Below are 18,850 nucleotides of genomic sequence, written 5' to 3'. Positions count from 1 at the left end.
TTCTAGCCACTTTGTATAACTGAATTGGTATTAACGGGTTATTAGTAGTGGAAAAATACTATGAAATCGTATATTTATATAAGTGTCTTTGGTTATGGAAAAGTATGATCTCGTTATTATAGGAGCTGGGCCTGCAGGGTATGCAGCCGCTATGCGTGCAATTGATTTTAAGAAGAAAACTTTACTTGTTGAAAAGGAAAGTATAGGAGGAGGGGGAGTAGCTAAAGGAGCTTTGTCCTCAAAAACCTGGTGGGAGATCTCCCGAGATGTTCATTTGGTGAGCAGGCACCTGAGTAGGTTTAATTTGGAGCCGCCTGATGCTGATTTCAATGAAATAAAAAGAGAGGTGCTAAGGGCTGTTAGTGAAAGGCAAGCGATGCTTTTGGATAACATGACCTCTCTGAGAAATACTCAAATGATGGGTTTGCTCACTTATAAAGAAGGTACGGCTCATTTACTCACGCCACATGAGGTGCAAATAATTGACGCTTCAGGTAAGGAACAGATAGTGGAGGCTGATCATATTGTTTTGGCTACAGGCAGTAGACCCAGAAAGTTGCCTAACATACCTATAGATGAAAAAATTATTATTACCAGTGATAGCATAGAAACACTAGATGACTTCCCCGAAAGTATGGTGATAGTAGGAGCGGGGGTTATTGGGTGTGAGTTTGCTACAATATTTTCCGGTTTTGGAAAAACAAAAGTTCACCTTATAGACAAAGGAGATCACATTCTGCCTTTTGAAGATGAAGATGTGGTGAATGTGATAGAGCGTAACATGGAAAATAATGGCGTACATATCCATAGAAATTCCCAGTTAGTAAGAATGGAGGTGATTCACGATAGGGTAGAGTATGAACTGGAATATACTGATGGCTCTAATGAAGTCTTTAATGTAGAGAAGGCATTGGTGGCTGTGGGGCGTGTGCCTAATTATGAAAACTTATGGAGTGATAATGTAAACATCACTTTAAACCATAGAGGTGTAGAAGATAATCAAACACAGACTAGTGAGAGTAATATATACGCGGTAGGTGACTTAACTGCAGATATAGCATTGGTTAACGTGGGCGAGCTTGAAGGGCGGTACGCTGTGGAGCGCATTTTCGGGAACCCTGAAAGAAAGCTGATGTATGAAAACATCTCTACTATTATGTTTCTGGATCCGGAGGTAGCCGGGGTAGGGCTTAATGAGCAACAAGCTATTAAAAAGGGTATTTCTTATAAAGTGGTTACGCTTGATTACCGATGTATACCCAGAGCAATAGCAAAGAGAAATACACAAGGCTTTATAAAATTGTTAGTTTCTAATGATGATAAAATGCGCCTGCTAGGTATGAGGGTAGTGGGTAATCAGGCTTCTAGTGCTATACAGGCGGTGGCTCTGCTTATAAGTATGGATAAAGGAGTGGAAGAGTTAGCGGAATGTGTTCATCCTCATCCGTCTATTACAGAAGGGATACAGGAGTGTGTAAGGATGCTGCTTGGCACTTCATTACTCAAGCCGGAATCATTAAAGGGGCATCTCAGCGCTCGAGTACATGTAAATGGAGCTTATGAGGATATTTTGACTTAGGCCAATATTTCTTTTTCCTGTTCAGGAGTAAGCCTTAAGTCGTAACTGATTTTTTTCAGTACAGGTCTGTTAGAATAAAACTGTAATAAAATAGCTGGGATGATAATGAGTATGAAGTTATTTCCTAAGACATAAGCTATTATACACGTGAGTATGCCAGGTATTTCAAATAAAGAATCTCTTAGGATAAAAGCCCCTTTATAAGCTTCAAATTTTGCTGTTAACGGCTTGCTGTAGTGCTTTTTTAGCATTTGGGTGTATATGATATTGCTGATAGGCAAAATCATTACCATTGCCAAAAGAGGCACGTAGATTAAATAATCTATAGTTTGACCGGGACCTACTGCCGGTTGGTTCATGTTAAGGGAGAATATTATTAATCCTCCCATGACCAGGGGTAAAGCAATAATCCAGTGGACTATGTTTAGACTTTTTAACCGTTGTGCAAAACTTGAAGCTGCCATTAAGCTATGTTAGTGTATACCGCTTGAACGTCGTCGTCGTCTTCAACTTTATCAAGCATTTTCTCTATTTCTTCCAACTGCTCTTCTGTGAAGTCTACAGGTGTAGTAGGAAAACGTTGTAGAGACGCTTTTGTTACCTCAATATTTAAATCTTCTAAAGCTTTTGAAATACTTCCGAACTGGGTGTAATCTCCATACACATAGACTTTACCTTCCTGCTCTTCAATTTCTTCCATGCCGGCATCAATAAGCTCTAGCTCTAATTCTTCAAGATCCATGTCTTCAGCTTTTTCAAATTCGAAAACAGCATTTCTGTTGAACATAAATTCTAAAGATCCAGAAGGTACCAGGCTGCCGCCTGCTTTATTAAAGTAAGATTTTACGTTAGCTACAGTTCTGGTGGTGTTATCAGTAGCACATTCTACAAAAACAAGAACACCGTGAGGTCCTTTACCTTCATAGTTTACCTCTACATAAGCATCAGCATCTTTGCCATCAGCCCGTTTTATAGCGGCATCAATGTTATCTTTAGGCATGTTTTGAGCCTTAGCATTTTGGATGGCTGTCCTTAGCTTGGCGTTCATGTCAGGATCAGTGCCTCCTTCTTTGGCGGCTACTGTGATGGCTTTGGCCAGTTTAGGAAATAGTTTGGACATCTTGTCCCACCTTTTTTCTTTGGCCGCTCTGCGGTATTCAAATGCTCTTCCCATAAGTAATAGTTTTAGAATCGCGAAATTATAATTTCCCCGGATAATCAGGAAGTAAAATTACACTTTTATGATTATCCGTAATTACCCATAATGTAAAAAAAGTATTAAATTAGTGTATGGATATATTCAGTTTCACTACCCACTTCAGTGATGAACAATCATGCAGAGAGCATTTTAAAGGAGAACGAGACAAGTTAGGAGTTATATGTCACCGTTGCGGTCATGATCAGCATTATTGGATAAAAAGCCGATGGAGCTATGAGTGTAAAGCTTGCCGAAGTAGAACTTCTTTACGTAGCGGCACGATCATGCAAGACTCTAACCTTTCTTTTCTGGTTTGGTACAAAACAATGTTTTTAATGAGTGTTACCAAAAAAGGTTTTTCCAGCAAGGAGATTCAGAAGCAATTGGGATTGAAACGATATGAGCCCGTATGGGCAATGGTTCATAAACTGAGAAAAGCCATGGGAAATCGAGATTCCAGATACACTTTAGAGGGAATGATTGAGATGGATGAGGGCTATTTTACAGTGGAATCAACTGAGATCGAGAAGAATAAAGGGAAAAGAGGTAGAGGAGCGGCAGGAAAACAAAATGTAGCAGTAATGGCTGAATCTACTCCTTTAGAAGACTTGGAAACAGGAAAAAAAGAACGTCAATGTCGTTATTTCAAAGCTAAAGTACTTAAAGGCCACAGTTCACAGGAAGTAGATCATGTATTACAATCATCCATTGATGAACAAAGTATTGTTTTTTCAGACCAAAGCACTTCCTATGTTAACATTGCTGATTATATAGAGCTTCACATTACTGAGAAATCTAATAAGCAAACCACTAACGAGACACTTAAATGGGTGCATATCACCATTAGCAATGCCAAAAGAACATTTCTAGGGAACTACCATAAGATTAAAGGAAAGTACCTTCAATTGTATCTCAATGAGTTTGTTTACAAACTCAATAGACGATACTTTGGTGATAAGCTCTTTGATAGGCTCGTTATAGCTAACATTACAGCATATGACTAATTACGGATAATCATATTACACTTTTAACGATATCCTCTGCGGTTCATTTTCTGATCAATAGAAAATTTACCACTACCAAATACCAGAAGAGTAATGTAAATAAGCATATATAAAAGGGGGAACTCTTGTTTTGCAAACGGATCATTAACATGAATTACAAATATGGCTGTAAGCATGGTTATGATTAGCGGTATAACGGCCAGCCTTGTGCCTAATCCTAAAATGATGAAAGCAGAACAAACTACTTCGGCAAGTACAGCCAGAGTGAGAGAAACGGTAGGTCCTAAGCCTAACCAGTCTACAAACTGGATTTCACCACCTTCTAAAAGCATTTGTAATTTGGGTAAACCATGGCTCATCATTAGTGCTCCTATGGAAACTCTCAGCAAAAGAAGCCACAGGTTAGCTATATTATTATTAAAAGTAGTCTCGAAAAGATTGCTTTTCATCGGAGTAAAATTTTGATTAAAAAATTAAGCCTTTATAAAAAATAGGTTATATGCCTCGAAAATAATTTATTTTTCAGAATCTAGCCAATAATTCATTTTTTCTTGTACTCAAGTTATGCCCTAAAGAGGCAATTTATAATCACCACTTTTTATCTCTTATAAAGAACAACCAAGAAAGATATGAAAATTGTAAGTAAGCATGATAGTATTATTATATGAGTGGCTTATGTGTGGAAAAACGTGCTCAACTAAGTTGGTTTTTAAGTTCATATTAGAGCTTATTTTATTACTATTGCGGCCTGTTTATGTAAAGGCATTATAATAAGTTATGTATAATAACATTCATTATTATTTCTATTCGATGATATTAATATTCTTTATGCTTGGAGGATGTTATGAATTGGATGAAAATTATAGAGAGGTGAGCAACGAGCCTCAGGCTAGTGTTTCAGAAATGAATTTGAAGAGCTGGGATATTTATGATTTGTCGTTTTGATGATCTTTTGAGGAGCTATTACTCATAAAAAACACTTACCTCTTCCAGTTTTTTTCTTTTTATATCCGGTACTAAGGTTTCTTCTTTAGGGTAGCCCACAGGTATGAGGAGAAAAGGCCTTTCATTGGTTGGTCTTTTTAGTAAATCAGTAAGGAAATTCATGGGGCTGGGGGTGTGAGTTAAAGCCACAAGGCCTGCATTATGAATCGCCGCTAGCAGAAGGCCTGTAGCCAGACCCACTGATTCATTTACATAATAATAATTCTTTTTTGATCCATCAGGTTGTAATTCAAAGGCCTTTTTAAATACCACTATAAGGTATGGCGCTATTTCAAGAAATGCTTTTTGCCAGTCGGTTTGCAGTGGCTTCAGGTCATTGAGCCATTCTTTGCTCATGCGGCTTTCATAGCTTTCTTTTTCTTCTTTTTCTGCCGCTATTCTTATTTGCTGTTTGAGATCTTTGTTACTTACTGCACAGAAAGTCCATGGCTGCTTGTGAGCCCCTGATGGCGCTGTGGAGGCACTAAGAATTAGGTTTTCAATTACCGTTTTAGGAATGGGCTTATCGGAGAACTCGCGGACACTCCTGCGAAGATCTAACCAAGAGTGGAATTCCTGGCTTCTTTTTATTACCTCTGCTTCTGAATAGGTTTCTTTTTGGTAAGGAATAAAAGGATACCCGCCTATGATGGTTTTCTTTGTCATATGATGTATTTATTCATTCAATTAATAACAATGAATTTATAAAACAAAGAAAAAAGGCGGGTAGTATCCTGAAGTTCTGCTTTAGCTGTGTCTTTCTTTTAAGACTTCAATAACATCATTCAGAGAAAAATCTTTAGCGGCTAATAGTACCAAATAGTGGTACATTAGATCAGCAGCTTCATTGAGAAAGAGGTTTTTGTCATCATCTTTCGCTTCTATCACTAATTCTACGGCTTCTTCTCCTACCTTCTGAGCTACTTTGTTGATGCCCTTGTCAAAAAGTAAGTTGGTATAAGAACCTTCTTTAGGATTGGTTTTTCTTTCTTGAATGGTTTTTTCCAGAAAGCCTAAGTCCGTAGAAGTGTTAGATTCATCACCAAAACAAGTGTCAGTGCCCGTGTGGCAAACAGGGCCAACCGGAACCACCTGGATGAGTAGTGTATCATTATCACAATCAAGTGCCATACTTTTTACTTCCAGAAAATTACCGCTGGTTTCTCCTTTGGTCCAAAGCCTTTCCTTGGTTCTGCTATAAAAGGTAACTCTTTTTTCTTCACTTGTTTTTTTGAAGGCCTCATCGTTCATGAAGCCCACCATCAATACCTTTTTAGTATAAAGATCCTGTATTACTGCCGGAACCAGGCCGTTGAGTTTTTCGAAATCAGGTTGTAAATTATCCATTTATCTTACTGCTATATTATTATCTCTTAAATAGTTTTTTAATTCCTGAATGCCTATTTCCTTAAAGTGAAAAATACTGGCAGCCAGGGCGGCATCTGCTTTACCTTGCTCAAATACATCCTTAAAATGAGGCATAGTACCAGCCCCGCCAGAGGCAATGATAGGAATGCTTACCTTACTAGCCATTTTGCTAAGGGCTTCATTAGCAAAGCCTTGCTTAGTGCCGTCATGATCCATGCTGGTAAACAATATTTCTCCAGCTCCTCTTTGCTCTACTTCTTTAGCCCATGAAAAAAGTTCTTTATCCGTAGGTTTAGAGCCACCATGAGTATGCACAATCCATTCGCCATCTACAAAACGAGCATCAATGGCCGCTACTATGCATTGACTGCCAAATTCGGCTACCAGTTCATCAATCAACTCAGGGCGTTTTACGGCACTGGAGTTGATAGAAACCTTATCTGCACCAGCATAGAGTAGGGGAGACACATCCTCTACACGACTAATACCACCACCTACGGTAAAAGGAATGTTCAAATGTTTGGCAATGTCTTTTACCAGCTCTTTAAACGTTTTTCTACCTTCATTAGTGGCAGTTATGTCTAAAAATACCAGTTCGTCAGCGCCTTGCTCAGCATAGAGTGCTCCTAACTCCACAGGGTCACCAGCATCTCTTATGTTTACGAAGTTAACACCTTTTACGGTGCGTCCGTTTTTTATATCGAGGCAGGGAATTATTCTTTTTTTAAGCATTTTGAAGTTCGTTTAATTCTTGAAGCGTCACTTTGCCTTCATAGATGGCTTTGCCTAAAATAGCACCTTCCAGGCCGGCAGCCTTCAGGGCTTTGAGGTCATCCAGGTTGCTGACACCGCCACTGGCTATGAGTTTGATGTTAGGGAAAATATTGAGCAATTCCTGATAAAGGCTCAAGTTAGGTCCGGTAAGCATGCCGTCAGTGGCTATGTCTGTGCAAATTACTTCTTCCAGACCGTCATCCAAATATTTGTGTAGCAGGTCTTCTATTGAAAGGGTGGTTTGCTCTGTCCATCCGCTTACTGATATCATTTTGTCTTTTACATCAGCCCCCAGTATGAGCTTGGATGCGCCGTATTTTTCAAGCCATTCTGATACTTTTGTGGGATTTTTTACGGCGATACTGCCACAAGTAACCTTAGAGGCACCATTATCAAATACCTTTTCTATGTCCGCGTCAGTCTTTATGCCGCCACCAAAATCTACTACTAAAGAGGTATTAGTGGTGATTTTAGCAAGAACCTCAGTATTGATCACCTTTCCTGCCTTGGCTCCATCTAAATCTACTAAATGGAGGTATTGAAGGCCGGCATCTTCAAATGACTTAGCCACTTCCAGAGGATCTTCATTATATACTTTCTTTTGATCGTAATCTCCCTGTGTTAATCTTACGCACTTGCCGTCAATGATGTCTATTGCAGGTATTATTCTCATAGTTTGATAAAGTTTTCTATTATTTTGGCTCCCTGAGCAGCTGATTTTTCTGGGTGAAACTGAGTAGCGTAGAAGTTATTTTTTTGTAATGCGGCACTAAATGGTAAAATATAATCACATTTGGCTACTGTTTCTTTTACCACCGGCACGTAGAAGCTATGTACAAAGTAAACATGTTTGTCTTCCAGGTCATTGCTAATCCATGGTTGGTTAGTGTCATACAGCGTGTTCCACCCCATGTGAGGTACTTTTTCAGAAGGATTAGCAGGAAATTTTTTCACCTCACAATCAAATATATTAAGGCAGTTTACATCTCCTTCTTCTGAGTGTTTGCACATCAGCTGCATGCCCAGGCAAATACCTAATACAGGTTGCGTTAAAGATGGGATAAGCTGATCTAATTTCATTTCTTGCAGGTGCTTCATGGTGGAGCTTGCTTCTCCTACGCCAGGGAATATCACTTTGTCTGCTGACCTGATTTCATCAAAATCATTAGTGAGGGTAGGGGTAATGCCCAGCCTCTCCAGAGCATAAATTACTGACTGGGTATTGCCTGCATTATATTTTATTATGGCAGTTTTCATGATCAATAGGTTTTACAAAACACCTTTGGTGCTAGGGAGTTGAAAATTATCTTTATCTTTTCTTAGAGCCATTTTTATCGCTTTCGCGAAAGCTTTAAAGATGCCTTCTATTTTATGATGTTCATTATCTCCTTCCACTTTCACATTCAGGTTGCAGCGGGCAGCATCAGAAAAGGACTTGAAGAAATGGTAAAACATCTCAGTAGGCATTTTTCCTACCATTTCTCTGTTGAATTCAGCTTCCCAAACTATCCAATTTCGTCCGCCAAAGTCAATGGCTACTTGTGCTAGAACGTCATCCATAGGTAGGCAGAAGCCATATCTTTCGATACCTTTTTTGCTGCCAAGTGCTTGAAGAAATGCTTCACCCAGGGCAATGGCTGTATCTTCAATAGTATGGTGTTCGTCTACATTTAAGTCCCCATTCACTTTAATATCGAGGTCTATCAGGCCGTGTTTGGCTATTTGCTCTAGCATATGGTCAAAGAAGTCAATGCCAGTGTTTATTTGGCTTCTTCCTCCGCCATCTAAATTCACAGTGATGGCAATATCTGTTTCTTTTGTGGTTCTGGTAATGCTGGCTTTGCGAGGTTGCTCCTGAAGTAGTTCATATATCGCTTGCCAGCTAGTAGTAATCAGAGCGCAACTGGCTTCAACATCATTAGTTTTTACCTGCTCTTTTAAACTGCCATCGTTAATGAAAATGCCTTGTGCACCGAGGTTTTTGGCTAATATTACGTCAGTAATTCTATCGCCAATGGTATAGGACTTTTCTAAATCATAACCGCCACCAGTGTATTTGCCAAGAAGGGCAGTGCCCGGTTTTCGTGTGGGCTGGTTGTCCTCAGGTCTGGTTCGGTCTATGATAATATCTTTAAAAATAATGCCTTCGTTTTTTAATGTCTCAAGCATACGATTATGGGCAGGCCAAAAGGTGTCTTCAGGAAAGGTTTCTGTACCCAGACCATCCTGATTAGTAACCATAACCACCTCATAGTCTAGCTCACGGCATATTTTACCCAGCCAGGTGAAGACGCCAGGGTAGTAATCCAGTTTTTCAAGGCTGTCGATCTGTTCGTCTTCAGGTTCCAGAATTAAGGTTCCGTCTCTATCTATAAACAAAGCTTTTTTCATATCTGTATGGTTTATCTTTTAGTGAGAAATGAGATCAGTACTCATTTCATGGTTGATAGTTTTTTATAGCAGCGATTAGTTTCTTGTTTTCTTCGGGAGTGCCTACTGTTATTCTTAGGCAGTTATCTCCAAAGCGGACTTTTCTTCTATCTCTTACAATGATTTCTTTAGCTATTAGGTAATCAAATAAGCCTTTGGCATCTTTAAATTTAACTAATAAGAAATTACTGTCAGAAGGGAAAATATGTTCTGTAACAGGCAGTTCTGTAAACTCTTTTTGTAGCCAATCCTTTTGTTGAAGGATAAGCTCAATTTCTGCTTTTACCTTATCTTCATTGCTCAGAGCTTCCAGGGCTGCTTTTTGAGTTAAAATGTTAATGTTGTAAGGCGGTTTTACCTTATTAATGAGACCAATTATTTCCTCAGAGGCAAAAGCCATTCCTAATCTTAAGCCAGCCATTCCCCAGGCTTTGGAGAAAGTCTGCATTACAATCAGGTTAGGGTAGATCTCCAGCTTTTCTGTGAAGCTTTTTGATGATGAGAAGTCTATATAAGCCTCATCTACTACCACTATTCCCTCGAAGGATTGGATGAATTTTTCTACTTCAGCACTGTCTAAAGCGTTGCCAGAAGGATTGTTAGGTGAGCATAAGAAGGCCACTTTAGTGTTTTCATCGGCTTCTTTTAACATATTCTCCGCTATGAATTCGAAGTTTTCACTAAGCGGCACTTTTATCACTTCTATGTTATTAATACCTGCCGATACCTGATACATTCCGTAACTGGGATCAGAAATGATAATTTTTTCTTTTCCCGGCTCACAAAAAATTCTAATGATCAGATCAATGGCTTCATCGCTACCATTGCCCAAGAAAATCTGAGCAGGTCTAACAGCCTTGATAGGTGCCAGGTTTTCTTTAATCGCTCTCTGGTAAGGATCCGGATATCGGTTTACCTCAGTTTCGAAAGGGTTTTCGTTGGCATCCAGAAAAACTTCTCCATTGCCGGTAAATTCATCTCTGGCGGAAGAATAAGGTTGCAAAGCGCGGATGTTAGCTCTAACTAAGTTTTGAATGTTCATAGTATTACAAGCCTAGTTTTTTAAGTCTTAAGGTAACGGCATTTTTGTGTGCCTGTAGTAGCTCCGCTTCCGCCATAGCTTCTATTGCAGGCCCAAGGTTTTTAATGCCCTCTTCTGTCACCTGCTGGAAGGTGATCTGTTTCATGAAACTATCTAAGGATACACCGCTGTAAGCGCGTGCGGCTCCATTAGTAGGTAAAGTATGGTTGGTGCCAGAGGCATAGTCTCCGGCTGATTCAGGGCTGTAATTACCAATGAAAACAGAACCTGCGTTGATTACTTTTTCTGCTAGTTGCACTGCGTCTTCGGTAGCTAGGATTAAGTGCTCAGGAGCATAAGCATTGCTAATATTCATGGCTTCATCTATATCTTTAACCAAGATAAACTTGCTATGCTCAAGGCTTTCATAGGCAATTTCTTTTCTAGGTAAGTCCTCTACCTGAGCGGCAACTGCCTTTACGATAGCCTCGATAGCTTCTTCATTAGGCGATATTAAGACCACCTGACTGTCTTTGCCGTGCTCAGCCTGAGAGAGTAAATCTGAGGCTACAAATTCAGGGTCACAAGAGTTGTCTGCTATCACAGCTAGCTCAGATGGACCAGCAGGCATATCAATAGCTACGCCATCCATACTTACCATTTGCTTAGCAGCGGTAACGTATTGGTTGCCGGGGCCGAATATCTTGTCTACTTTAGGTATGCTTTCTGTACCATAGGCCATAGCTGCTACTGCTTGAGCACCGCCTACTTTAAATATTTTGCTTACACCTACCAGTTCTGCTGTGAAGAGAATAGCAGGAGCCACCTTTCCATCAGCTCCAGGAGGAGTGCAAAGCACTATTTCTTTGCTTCCTGCAATGGCAGCTGGTATGCCCAGCATGAGTACCGTAGAAAACAAAGGAGCCGTTCCGCCAGGAATATAAATACCCACTTTTTCAATGGCAACAGACTTTCTCCAGCAATTAACGCCTACCGAAGTTTCTATGGGTTGCTCTGACCTTCTTTGACCTTCATGAAATTTCCTAACATTAGCAGCTGCTGTTTCAATGGCGGCTTTTAACTTATCAGAAATTAAGGTAGAAGCTTCCTTTACTTCTTCTTCTGATACTCTAAGGGTTTCTAGCTTTGCTTTGTCAAACTTTTCATTGAACTCTAGCAAAGTGAGATCACCACCAGTTTGCACCCTGTTAATGATGTTTTTAACTGTACTTTCGAGGAAATCAGTTTCAAAAACAGGCCTTTTTAATATTTCAGGTAAATCTTTCTGATCAGGATATTTGATAATGTTCATTTCGAATGGCGATTTTAGATGATCATTTTTTCTATAGGTACTACTAATATGCCTTGCGCTCCCAGGTCTTTTAATTGATCAATAATTTCCCAGAAATCATTTTCATTAATTACCGAGTGCAGTGACGACCAACCTTCTTGCTGTAGAGGTGTAACGGTAGGGCTTTTCATGCCAGGCAAAATATTAGTAATAGCTTTAATTGACTCATTAGGCGTGTTCAGTAGGAGGTATTTATTATTCTTAGCCGTGTTTACTGCTTTTATTCTGAAGATCAGTTTGTCTAAAAGTATTTGTACCTCAGGATCCAGCGTTTTGGTAGAAACTAATATGGCCTCAGACTTCATTACCGTTTCTACTTCTTTTAAGCCATTACTTAGAAGGGTGCTTCCTGTGCTTACAATATCTACAATGGCTTCTGCAAGGCCTATTCCCGGAGCAATTTCTACTGAGCCACTGATTTCGTGTATGTCGGCCTGAATGTTTTGTTCTTTAAGGTATTGTCTGACTATGTTAGGGTAGGAGGTGGCTATTTTTTTGCCGTTGAGGGATTGTGGGCCTCCATATTCTTTTTCTCTGGGAATAGCTATGCTGAGGCGGCATTTTGAGAAATCTAACTTCTCTATTACTGAAATCTCCTTTTGTTTTTCGATGTAAACATTCTCGCCTACGATACCTACATCAGCTACTCCATCTTCTACATATTGAGGGATATCATCATCTCTAAGGAATAGTATTTCAGCCGGAAAACTATAGCATGATGCTTTAAGTCTATTAGGTCCATTGCTGAAGCTCAACCCACATTCTTTTAATAACTTCACTGACTGCTCTTGCAGTCTTCCTGATTTTTGAATAGCAATTCTAATTTTCTTGGTCATGATTCTAGATGGTCTTAAAACAAAAAAGGCTTACCACATGGTAAGCCTTTTTTGTTTTTGTTAAAATATTTTTACGCTAAAACATATACCTCCCATGCATCAGATCGATGTTGAAATGATGGTGGTGATGGTGATATTTGTTTACGCTTAAGTTCATTTGTTTCTTATTCTATTGCTAAGTAAGCCAATAGTTATTAATCAAGCAATAGATTTGAATATTAAATTTTCCATTACATTCCTAATGATTGGTTTTCTATTGACGCTAATTCTATAATTTTTTCATATTCTTCAGCATCCAGGTCATTAAAGAAATAATGAATAGGATTTATCTTTTTATCATTTTTAATCACCTCATAATGTAAATGAGGAGCTGTAGATACGCCTGTGTTACCAACATAACCTATCATTTGACCTCTTTTTACTTTTTGACCTTCTTCCACCACAAATTCATGCATGTGGGCATAGTGAGTTTTGTATCCGAACCCATGGTCTATTTCTACATGCTTGCCATAACCACCGAAGCTAATAGTGGTATTGGATACCACACCGTCAGCGGTGGCATAAATAGGAGTGCCAATTGGAGCTGAAAAGTCGATGCCTGTATGGAGCTTTTTTACTTTGTAGACAGGATGAACCCTATAGCCAAAGCCGGAAGCCAACCGTATAAGTTTTTCGTTAGATATGGGCTGAATAGCTGGTATAGCCGCTAACATTTTAGCCTTATTCTCGGCAAGTTCTATGATGTCATCATAGCTTTTAGACTGGATGTATACTTTCCTTCTTAGCTTGTCAATATCTTCGCTAAGAGAAATAATGTCTTCTCCGTGAATAATGTCCTTATCTCTGATTTCCTTGTAACGGTCTACACCTCCTATGCCTGCATTTCGGATGGAAGGATCAATAGGTTCTGCTCCTAAAACCATTCTGTAGATTTCATCGTCTCTTTTTTCCAGAGCGGTGAGTATTTCATGAAGTTCACTTACTTTATTATTAATGTTTTCATAATAAAACTCCATTTCAGCGACTTCATTTTTCAGAATTACCTCTTTTGGGGATACGAAATAACTGCTAAAAAGTATATTGAGGCCTGCAGCTATAGCCACTATTAGAGATCCTAAACCAAGTAGGTTAAGTACAATGTCTTGTTTTTTGACTTTAACCCGTTCATATTTACACGTTTCCGTGTCGTAATAATATTTTATGCGCGCCATATCAAATAAGTATTATTTTGGCATGAAAACCAGTGCTTCACCTCAAAATGACTAAATATATAAATCTCAAATAATTTAAAAAGAGTAAGAACTAAGGGTAAATATTATCTGTCTACCCTTTTAAATATTCTTAATCTCAATTGAAAAAAACGTATAGCCAACTAACTCCCTGAGGGAAGTCATTTATTTTATTGTTAGAACCACATCTACAGAAAATTCGCATTTTACTGCTTAGTGTTCCAAAACCTAATTAATACCTATAGAACTGATTTTACTTTTTAAAAGTCAGCTTTTCTGAACGCCCTTTTTTAAATACTTGCCTGCCTTTGTTCACTCCTTGGCGGATTTTCTTTTGCTCATCTTCAGGCAAATGAATAATATCAACGCACTCTTCTGAACAACAGCCTTCGTATTTTTCGGCACATTCTTTACATTGAATAAATAGCAAGTGACAACCATCATTTTTACAATTGGTATGATCATCACATGGTTTACCACATTGGTGACAATGGCTTATTACATCATCAGAAATCCGCTCTCCAAGTCTTTCATCAAAGACAAAGTTCTTCCCGATGAATTTATTTTCAATACCTTGTTCATTTACCTGACGCGCATACTCAATAATTCCGCCCTGAAGTTGGAATACATTTTTAAAGCCTTTGTGCTTATAATAAGCGCTAGCCTTTTCACATCGGATTCCTCCGGTGCAGTACATGAGCAGGTTTTTGTCCTTTTTGTCTTCCAGCATCTCTTCTATAATAGGGAGAGAGTCTCTGAAAGTATCCACATCAGGACAGATGGCATCTTTAAAATGGCCCACTTCTGTTTCATAGTGGTTCCTCATATCCAAAAGGATAGTGTTAGGATCTTCTGCCAGTTTGTTAAAATCTTCAGCAGTAAGGTGAACCCCCTTGTTTGTTACATCAAAGGTGGTATCATTAAGCCCATCAGCTAAGATTTTTTTACGAACCTGTATTTTTAATTTAAAGAACGATTTTCCATCATCTTCAATGGCATTGTTAAGGTGTGCGCCATTCAGCTGTTCGGAATTATTCATGTATTCCGCATACTCCTCATATCGCTCAGCAGGCACACTGATCTGAGCATTTACTCCTTCATTCGCTACGTATATCCGTCCATAGACGCCAAGATTGCTGTAGTCATTATACAACTTATCTCTGAAGTCCTGAGGATCAGATAGTTTTACGTATTTGTAAAAAGATAAAGTGACGCGTTTTTCGTCACTGGCCTTAATTTGTTCTTTAAGGACTTTTCCATTAACTCTATTATGTAAGATCATTTTGCAAGAATGTCTTTTGATTTATCCGACAAAGTTAACATTTCACCAAACAATTAGCAATCTGCTAGTGGTACCTAGTCATGCGTAAATTTGGCAAAAGGTAACCGATAAGTGAGTAACCATAGGTAGGCTTGGTTATAATTTTGGCTTTAGTTCTCCGCGAAGTAATTGGTTGTATTCTTCGCAGGTAAGTAAGCCATGATCATTGCTATAGGGGCAGGTCTTGTAAGTGTCTCTAAATTGGCCTTTAGTAATTATTACCCCTTTTCCCTGGCATACAGGACATATTACCATGCCGCTGGGGCCACAGTCTATGTCATAATTGATAGAAAGGATGTTTTTCACTTCTTCTCTTTCTTCCTTCTGAACACCTACAAAGCCTTGTTTTGCTTTTTCTAAATATTCAGAACACTCATCAAAATACTGTCCTGTAGTTCCTTTTAACTCAATATATTTATTTAACCAGTCAATACTCTGACGGTACTTGCCTAAGTGATAAGAGTTTTTTCCGAAATAAAAGCATAGCTCTGTAGGTACTACTTTTACATGAGCTAGCACATCTTTGAATAGTGCGTTGGCTTCGGTGTACTTTTCATCTTCCATTAAAGCTACACCACGATCCATAGTTTGTAGTATTTGAGATCTTTCGGCTTGCTCTCTATCCATTATAGCTTGTTGAATTTTCTCTTCCTGTGTTTCCTGAGCTAATACACTCATGCAGGAGATGAGTGAAAAAATACTAACAAGTAATAATTGCTTATGCATCTATATATAATCTTTCTTTTCCAAGTTAAGCCATTCCAACGTGGAATTGCAAAAAATATTTTCAACCTCTTCGGCCGGCAGATTCATTTCTTCAACAAACTTGCCAATTTCCAAATCTCCCAAAGGAAAGGGATAGTCAGACCCTAAAGTTACTCTATTAGATCCTTGGGTTTCCAAAACGTATTCTAGCATTTTTTTGTCATGCGTAATACAATCAACCCAGAATTTTCCAATATAGTTGCGTGGATTAATGTTATTATCAATGGCCACGAGGTCTGGTCTGCAATGGAAGCCGTGTTCTATTCTGCCTATGGTGGCCAAAAAGGAGCCACTGGCATGCACGAAGTTAAATCTTAGATTAGGAAGTTTTTCCATGATTCCTGAAAAAATTATGGAGCAGATGGCTCTAGAGGTCTCAGCAGGCATGCCTACCAGCCAGGGAAGCCAGTATTTAGGCATGCTCTCCATGCCCATCATATTCCAAGGGTGTACCATTATGGCCATGTCTAAGGCCTGACATGCTTCGAATATGGGATAAAAGCGATCTTCGCTTAGGTTTTCATTATTGATATTGCTGCCTATCTGAATACCCGGAAACCCTAATTTTTTGCACCTTTCTAATTCTTCAATTGCCAGATCCGCGTCCTGCATAGGAATGGTGGCTAATCCGATATAGTTTTTGGGGTAAGCCTCTACCAATGCGGCCATATGATCATTAAGAAAGCGGGATAGGTCATAACAGTCATCTGGCTTGGCCCAGTAAGAGAACATTACCGGAATGGTACATACTACCTGAACCTGAGTTTTGAACTGTTGGTATTCATCTATCCTTATCTGAGGATCCCAACAGTTAGCTTGTATCTCGCGAAAGAACTGATTGCCTTTCATCATCTTCGCTACTCCTTTTGTATGATGTTGCAGATAGATAAAGTCTCCATATCCAAATTTTTCAGTCCAGTTAGGCATTATTTCTGGAATAATATGGGTGTGCATATCTATTTTTAACATGGTTTAGGGAGCGTTAGAGGTTTAGACAAATATGCTCAAATATGTTGGGATACCCTCGAAAAGGAAAGCTAAATAGTAATGCGAAAGGTAGGAGGAGGGCCTTATGTGATAAGGAGGTATTATTTTTTTTCTTTCTTGGGCACAGGATCATAGCCGCTGGTACCCCAAGGATGGCAGCGAGAAATTCGTTTCATGCCAAGCCAGGTGCCTTTAAAAGGCCCCCACTCTTTAATTGCCTCAATAGTATATTGGGAGCAAGTGGGGGTATGTCTGCAGTTTTGACCCAAAAGTGGGCTTATTGCTAACTGATAAAACCTTACCGGAATGATAAATAATATCTTCAGAAGGTTCATCATAGCTGATTAATCAATAGTAAATTCAGTGCCGTCTTTTCCATCTTTAAGTGTAACGCCCAAACCTTTTAAATCATCCCTTATTTTGTCTGATAAAGCATAATTTTTGGCTGATTTGGCATCAGATCTTAAATTGATGAGTAGCTCAATTACACCATTTGCAAGGTTGTTATTGCTCTCTATCTCTTCGTTTAAGCCCAGTACTTTTAAAATAATGCCTTGGTAATGTTCAATGAGGCTATTGAAAGTGTCTTCTTTGATCTCACCAGTACTATGGTTGCCTGCTTTGAAGTTGTTCATTAGCGTGGTGATTTCAAATAATACCGCTAGTGTTTTAGCCGTATTAAAGTCATCTCCCATGTTTTGGAACAGGCTGTCAATCATAGCGTTTACAGAATCTTCCAGCTCTTGATTAACCTGCCCTTTGCTATACGTGAGATTTTTAGAAACCTTTAAGCCTTCCATTAACCTTTTATAGCCTTTTTCAGCGGCAATCAGTGCTTCGTTAGAGAAGTCTAGGGTGCTAGAGTAGTGAGACTGCAACATAAAGAACCTAACTGCCATAGGGCTAAAGCCTCTTTCTAAAAGCTTATGTTTTCCAGAAAACAACTCAGAAGGTAAGAATGAATTACCTAAAGACTTACTCATTTTCTGTCCGTTTACAGTGAGCATGTTAGCATGCATCCAGTAGCTCACGGGATCCTTTCCTGTGGCTCCCACAGACTGTGCTATTTCACATTCATGGTGAGGGAATACCAGATCCATACCACCGCCATGGATGTCAAACTGTTCTCCTAGGTATTTGGTGCTCATTACAGTACACTCCAGGTGCCATCCGGGGAAACCTTCTCCCCAAGGAGAGTTCCAACGCATGATGTGGCTTGGAGATGCCTTTTTCCAAATAGCGAAATCTATTTTGTTTCTTTTCTCATCCTGGCTGTCAAGCGTACGGCCGCTATCCATAAGCTCTTCTATCTTTCTTTTGGAGAGTCTGCCGTAAGAATGAGACTTATCATATTTAGAAACATCAAAATATACAGAGCCATTTACTTCATAAGCCCAGCCATTATCTATGAGTTCTTTTACCATTTCAATCTGCTCCACAATATGACCGGTGGCAGAAGGCTCAATGCTTACAGGTAAAATATTGAATTGTTCAAGTACCTGATGAAAGCCAGAGGTGTACTTTTGTACCAGTTCCATAGGTTCCAGCTGTTCTATGCGTGCTTTTTTAGCGATTTTGTCTTCGCCTTCATCTGCGTCATTTTCCAGGTGGCCCACATCAGTAATGTTTCTTACATAACGTACCTTATAGCCTATGTACATTAAATATCTGTACACAATATCAAAGCTCATAAAGGTGCGAATGTTGCCCAGATGAACATCGCTATAAACGGTAGGTCCACATACATACATGCCTACACTTTCTTTATTTAAAGGTACAAAGGTTTCTTTTTTACCACTTAAAGTGTTGTACAGGGCTATGGGGTACTTTTCTTTTAATGACATGTATGTTTCTGGTTATTCTATAAGGCTGCAAAATTAAGAGCATTTCGCAAAATAATGAGCATTTTCTACTTTCTTTCGTAAGAAATGATCGTTTTGGGAAAAGAAGGGAAATAAATAAGAAATGTTAAACTAAATATTTGTGGTTACGTTATAGAGGGT

The 18,850-nt window shown here is 39.1% G+C and carries 20 protein-coding genes; 2 read left to right on the top strand and 18 right to left on the bottom strand.

Features of this window, described 5'->3' with window-relative positions; translation table 11 throughout:
- The first annotated feature begins 94 nt into the window (after positions 1 to 94).
- A complete protein-coding gene (locus LVD15_RS25775) occupies positions 95 to 1,579 on the top strand; it encodes a dihydrolipoyl dehydrogenase family protein (RefSeq protein WP_233778061.1) in 1,485 nt (494 codons plus the stop codon).
- Here LVD15_RS25775 and LVD15_RS25770 read toward each other — a convergent pair.
- On the bottom strand, positions 1,576 to 1,968 hold the full coding sequence (locus tag LVD15_RS25770) for a hypothetical protein (RefSeq protein WP_233778060.1): 393 nt from the start codon (positions 1,966 to 1,968) through the stop codon (positions 1,576 to 1,578). The genes LVD15_RS25775 and LVD15_RS25770 overlap by 4 nt on opposite strands.
- 74 nt (positions 1,969 to 2,042) lie before the next feature.
- A complete protein-coding gene (locus LVD15_RS25765) occupies positions 2,043 to 2,753 on the bottom strand; it encodes a YebC/PmpR family DNA-binding transcriptional regulator (protein WP_233778059.1) in 711 nt (236 codons plus the stop codon).
- Positions 2,754 to 2,869: 116 nt separating this feature from the next.
- Here LVD15_RS25765 and LVD15_RS25760 point away from each other — a divergent pair, with 116 nt between their 5' ends.
- Positions 2,870 to 3,781, top strand: coding sequence for an IS1595 family transposase (locus LVD15_RS25760; protein WP_233778058.1), 912 nt, complete (start codon positions 2,870 to 2,872; stop codon positions 3,779 to 3,781).
- Positions 3,782 to 3,804: 23 nt separating this feature from the next.
- Here the strand turns inward: LVD15_RS25760 and LVD15_RS25755 are convergent, their stop codons facing one another.
- The 16 genes from LVD15_RS25755 to cysS all read right to left on the bottom strand — a co-directional run bounded on the left by LVD15_RS25755 (position 3,805) and on the right by cysS (position 18,691).
- On the bottom strand, positions 3,805 to 4,230 hold the full coding sequence (locus tag LVD15_RS25755) for a DoxX family protein (RefSeq protein WP_233778057.1): 426 nt from the start codon (positions 4,228 to 4,230) through the stop codon (positions 3,805 to 3,807).
- Between the two features lie 514 nt (positions 4,231 to 4,744).
- Positions 4,745 to 5,431: a nitroreductase family protein gene (locus LVD15_RS25750; RefSeq protein ID WP_233778056.1), complete on the bottom strand. Its 687-nt coding sequence runs from the start codon at positions 5,429 to 5,431 to the stop codon at positions 4,745 to 4,747.
- A gap of 81 nt (positions 5,432 to 5,512) precedes the next feature.
- Positions 5,513 to 6,112, bottom strand: coding sequence for a bifunctional phosphoribosyl-AMP cyclohydrolase/phosphoribosyl-ATP diphosphatase HisIE (gene hisIE, locus LVD15_RS25745; RefSeq protein ID WP_233778055.1), 600 nt, complete (start codon positions 6,110 to 6,112; stop codon positions 5,513 to 5,515).
- Positions 6,113 to 6,865 carry an imidazole glycerol phosphate synthase subunit HisF gene (hisF, locus tag LVD15_RS25740; protein WP_233778054.1) on the bottom strand — a complete coding sequence of 251 codons (753 nt, stop codon included), beginning with the start codon at positions 6,863 to 6,865 and terminating at the stop codon, positions 6,113 to 6,115. It lies immediately after the preceding gene.
- Positions 6,858 to 7,580 carry a 1-(5-phosphoribosyl)-5-[(5-phosphoribosylamino)methylideneamino]imidazole-4-carboxamide isomerase gene (gene hisA, locus LVD15_RS25735; RefSeq protein ID WP_233778053.1) on the bottom strand — a complete coding sequence of 241 codons (723 nt, stop codon included), beginning with the start codon at positions 7,578 to 7,580 and terminating at the stop codon, positions 6,858 to 6,860. The genes hisF and hisA overlap by 8 nt, the downstream gene beginning before the upstream one ends.
- The gene (gene hisH, locus LVD15_RS25730; protein WP_233778052.1) at positions 7,577 to 8,164 is read right to left on the bottom strand and encodes an imidazole glycerol phosphate synthase subunit HisH; all 588 of its coding nucleotides are present in this window, start codon (positions 8,162 to 8,164) and stop codon (positions 7,577 to 7,579) included. Before hisH ends, hisA begins: the two co-directional genes overlap by 4 nt.
- A 12-nt stretch (positions 8,165 to 8,176) precedes the next feature.
- On the bottom strand, positions 8,177 to 9,298 hold the full coding sequence (gene hisB / locus LVD15_RS25725; protein ID WP_233778051.1) for a bifunctional histidinol-phosphatase/imidazoleglycerol-phosphate dehydratase HisB: 1,122 nt from the start codon (positions 9,296 to 9,298) through the stop codon (positions 8,177 to 8,179).
- A 46-nt stretch (positions 9,299 to 9,344) separates the two neighbouring features.
- Complete coding sequence (hisC, locus tag LVD15_RS25720; protein ID WP_233778050.1) at positions 9,345 to 10,379, bottom strand: histidinol-phosphate transaminase; 1,035 nt, start codon at positions 10,377 to 10,379, stop codon at positions 9,345 to 9,347.
- A gap of 4 nt (positions 10,380 to 10,383) precedes the next feature.
- A complete protein-coding gene (hisD, locus tag LVD15_RS25715; protein WP_233778049.1) occupies positions 10,384 to 11,670 on the bottom strand; it encodes a histidinol dehydrogenase in 1,287 nt (428 codons plus the stop codon).
- A gap of 14 nt (positions 11,671 to 11,684) precedes the next feature.
- Complete coding sequence (hisG, locus tag LVD15_RS25710) at positions 11,685 to 12,545, bottom strand: ATP phosphoribosyltransferase (protein WP_233778048.1); 861 nt, start codon at positions 12,543 to 12,545, stop codon at positions 11,685 to 11,687.
- 230 nt (positions 12,546 to 12,775) lie between these two features.
- Positions 12,776 to 13,756, bottom strand: coding sequence for a M23 family metallopeptidase (locus tag LVD15_RS25705; protein WP_233778047.1), 981 nt, complete (start codon positions 13,754 to 13,756; stop codon positions 12,776 to 12,778).
- A gap of 271 nt (positions 13,757 to 14,027) precedes the next feature.
- Positions 14,028 to 15,056 (bottom strand): oxygen-dependent tRNA uridine(34) hydroxylase TrhO, encoded by a 1,029-nt coding sequence (trhO, locus tag LVD15_RS25700; protein ID WP_233778046.1) that lies wholly within the window; start codon positions 15,054 to 15,056, stop codon positions 14,028 to 14,030.
- A gap of 135 nt (positions 15,057 to 15,191) precedes the next feature.
- A complete protein-coding gene (locus tag LVD15_RS25695) occupies positions 15,192 to 15,773 on the bottom strand; it encodes a hypothetical protein (protein ID WP_233778045.1) in 582 nt (193 codons plus the stop codon).
- 48 nt (positions 15,774 to 15,821) lie between these two features.
- Entirely contained in the window at positions 15,822 to 16,829 is a 1,008-nt protein-coding gene (locus LVD15_RS25690; RefSeq protein ID WP_233778044.1) for an amidohydrolase family protein, read from the bottom strand.
- 119 nt (positions 16,830 to 16,948) lie between these two features.
- Positions 16,949 to 17,185 (bottom strand): membrane protein insertion efficiency factor YidD, encoded by a 237-nt coding sequence (gene yidD / locus LVD15_RS25685; RefSeq protein WP_233778043.1) that lies wholly within the window; start codon positions 17,183 to 17,185, stop codon positions 16,949 to 16,951.
- 6 nt (positions 17,186 to 17,191) lie between these two features.
- Positions 17,192 to 18,691: a cysteine--tRNA ligase gene (gene cysS, locus LVD15_RS25680; RefSeq protein WP_233778042.1), complete on the bottom strand. Its 1,500-nt coding sequence runs from the start codon at positions 18,689 to 18,691 to the stop codon at positions 17,192 to 17,194.
- Positions 18,692 to 18,850: the final 159 nt, after the last annotated feature.

This window comes from Fulvivirga maritima, assembly GCF_021389955.1.
GTDB classification, from domain to species: domain Bacteria; phylum Bacteroidota; class Bacteroidia; order Cytophagales; family Cyclobacteriaceae; genus Fulvivirga; species Fulvivirga maritima.
Note: the sequence above shows the minus strand (reverse complement) of the source record. Positions and strands in the feature narration are given on the sequence as shown.

Excerpts from the sequence above, each read along its gene's own strand:
- LVD15_RS25775 (WP_233778061.1), top strand. The coding sequence starts at position 95 with ATGGAAAAGTATGATCTCGTTATTATAGGAGCTGGGCCTGCAGGGTAT.
- LVD15_RS25770 (WP_233778060.1), bottom strand. The coding sequence starts at position 1,968 with ATGGGAGGATTAATAATATTCTCCCTTAACATGAACCAACCGGCAGTA.
- LVD15_RS25765 (WP_233778059.1), bottom strand. The coding sequence starts at position 2,753 with ATGGGAAGAGCATTTGAATACCGCAGAGCGGCCAAAGAAAAAAGGTGG.
- LVD15_RS25760 (WP_233778058.1), top strand. The coding sequence starts at position 2,870 with ATGGATATATTCAGTTTCACTACCCACTTCAGTGATGAACAATCATGC.
- LVD15_RS25755 (WP_233778057.1), bottom strand. The coding sequence starts at position 4,230 with ATGAAAAGCAATCTTTTCGAGACTACTTTTAATAATAATATAGCTAAC.
- LVD15_RS25750 (WP_233778056.1), bottom strand. The coding sequence starts at position 5,431 with ATGACAAAGAAAACCATCATAGGCGGGTATCCTTTTATTCCTTACCAA.
- hisIE (WP_233778055.1), bottom strand. The coding sequence starts at position 6,112 with ATGGATAATTTACAACCTGATTTCGAAAAACTCAACGGCCTGGTTCCG.
- hisF (WP_233778054.1), bottom strand. The coding sequence starts at position 6,865 with ATGCTTAAAAAAAGAATAATTCCCTGCCTCGATATAAAAAACGGACGC.
- hisA (WP_233778053.1), bottom strand. The coding sequence starts at position 7,580 with ATGAGAATAATACCTGCAATAGACATCATTGACGGCAAGTGCGTAAGA.
- hisH (WP_233778052.1), bottom strand. The coding sequence starts at position 8,164 with ATGAAAACTGCCATAATAAAATATAATGCAGGCAATACCCAGTCAGTA.
- hisB (WP_233778051.1), bottom strand. The coding sequence starts at position 9,298 with ATGAAAAAAGCTTTGTTTATAGATAGAGACGGAACCTTAATTCTGGAA.
- hisC (WP_233778050.1), bottom strand. The coding sequence starts at position 10,379 with ATGAACATTCAAAACTTAGTTAGAGCTAACATCCGCGCTTTGCAACCT.
- hisD (WP_233778049.1), bottom strand. The coding sequence starts at position 11,670 with ATGAACATTATCAAATATCCTGATCAGAAAGATTTACCTGAAATATTA.
- hisG (WP_233778048.1), bottom strand. The coding sequence starts at position 12,545 with ATGACCAAGAAAATTAGAATTGCTATTCAAAAATCAGGAAGACTGCAA.
- LVD15_RS25705 (WP_233778047.1), bottom strand. The coding sequence starts at position 13,756 with ATGGCGCGCATAAAATATTATTACGACACGGAAACGTGTAAATATGAA.
- trhO (WP_233778046.1), bottom strand. The coding sequence starts at position 15,056 with ATGATCTTACATAATAGAGTTAATGGAAAAGTCCTTAAAGAACAAATT.
- LVD15_RS25695 (WP_233778045.1), bottom strand. The coding sequence starts at position 15,773 with ATGAGTGTATTAGCTCAGGAAACACAGGAAGAGAAAATTCAACAAGCT.
- LVD15_RS25690 (WP_233778044.1), bottom strand. The coding sequence starts at position 16,829 with ATGTTAAAAATAGATATGCACACCCATATTATTCCAGAAATAATGCCT.
- yidD (WP_233778043.1), bottom strand. The coding sequence starts at position 17,185 with ATGATGAACCTTCTGAAGATATTATTTATCATTCCGGTAAGGTTTTAT.
- cysS (WP_233778042.1), bottom strand. The coding sequence starts at position 18,691 with ATGTCATTAAAAGAAAAGTACCCCATAGCCCTGTACAACACTTTAAGT.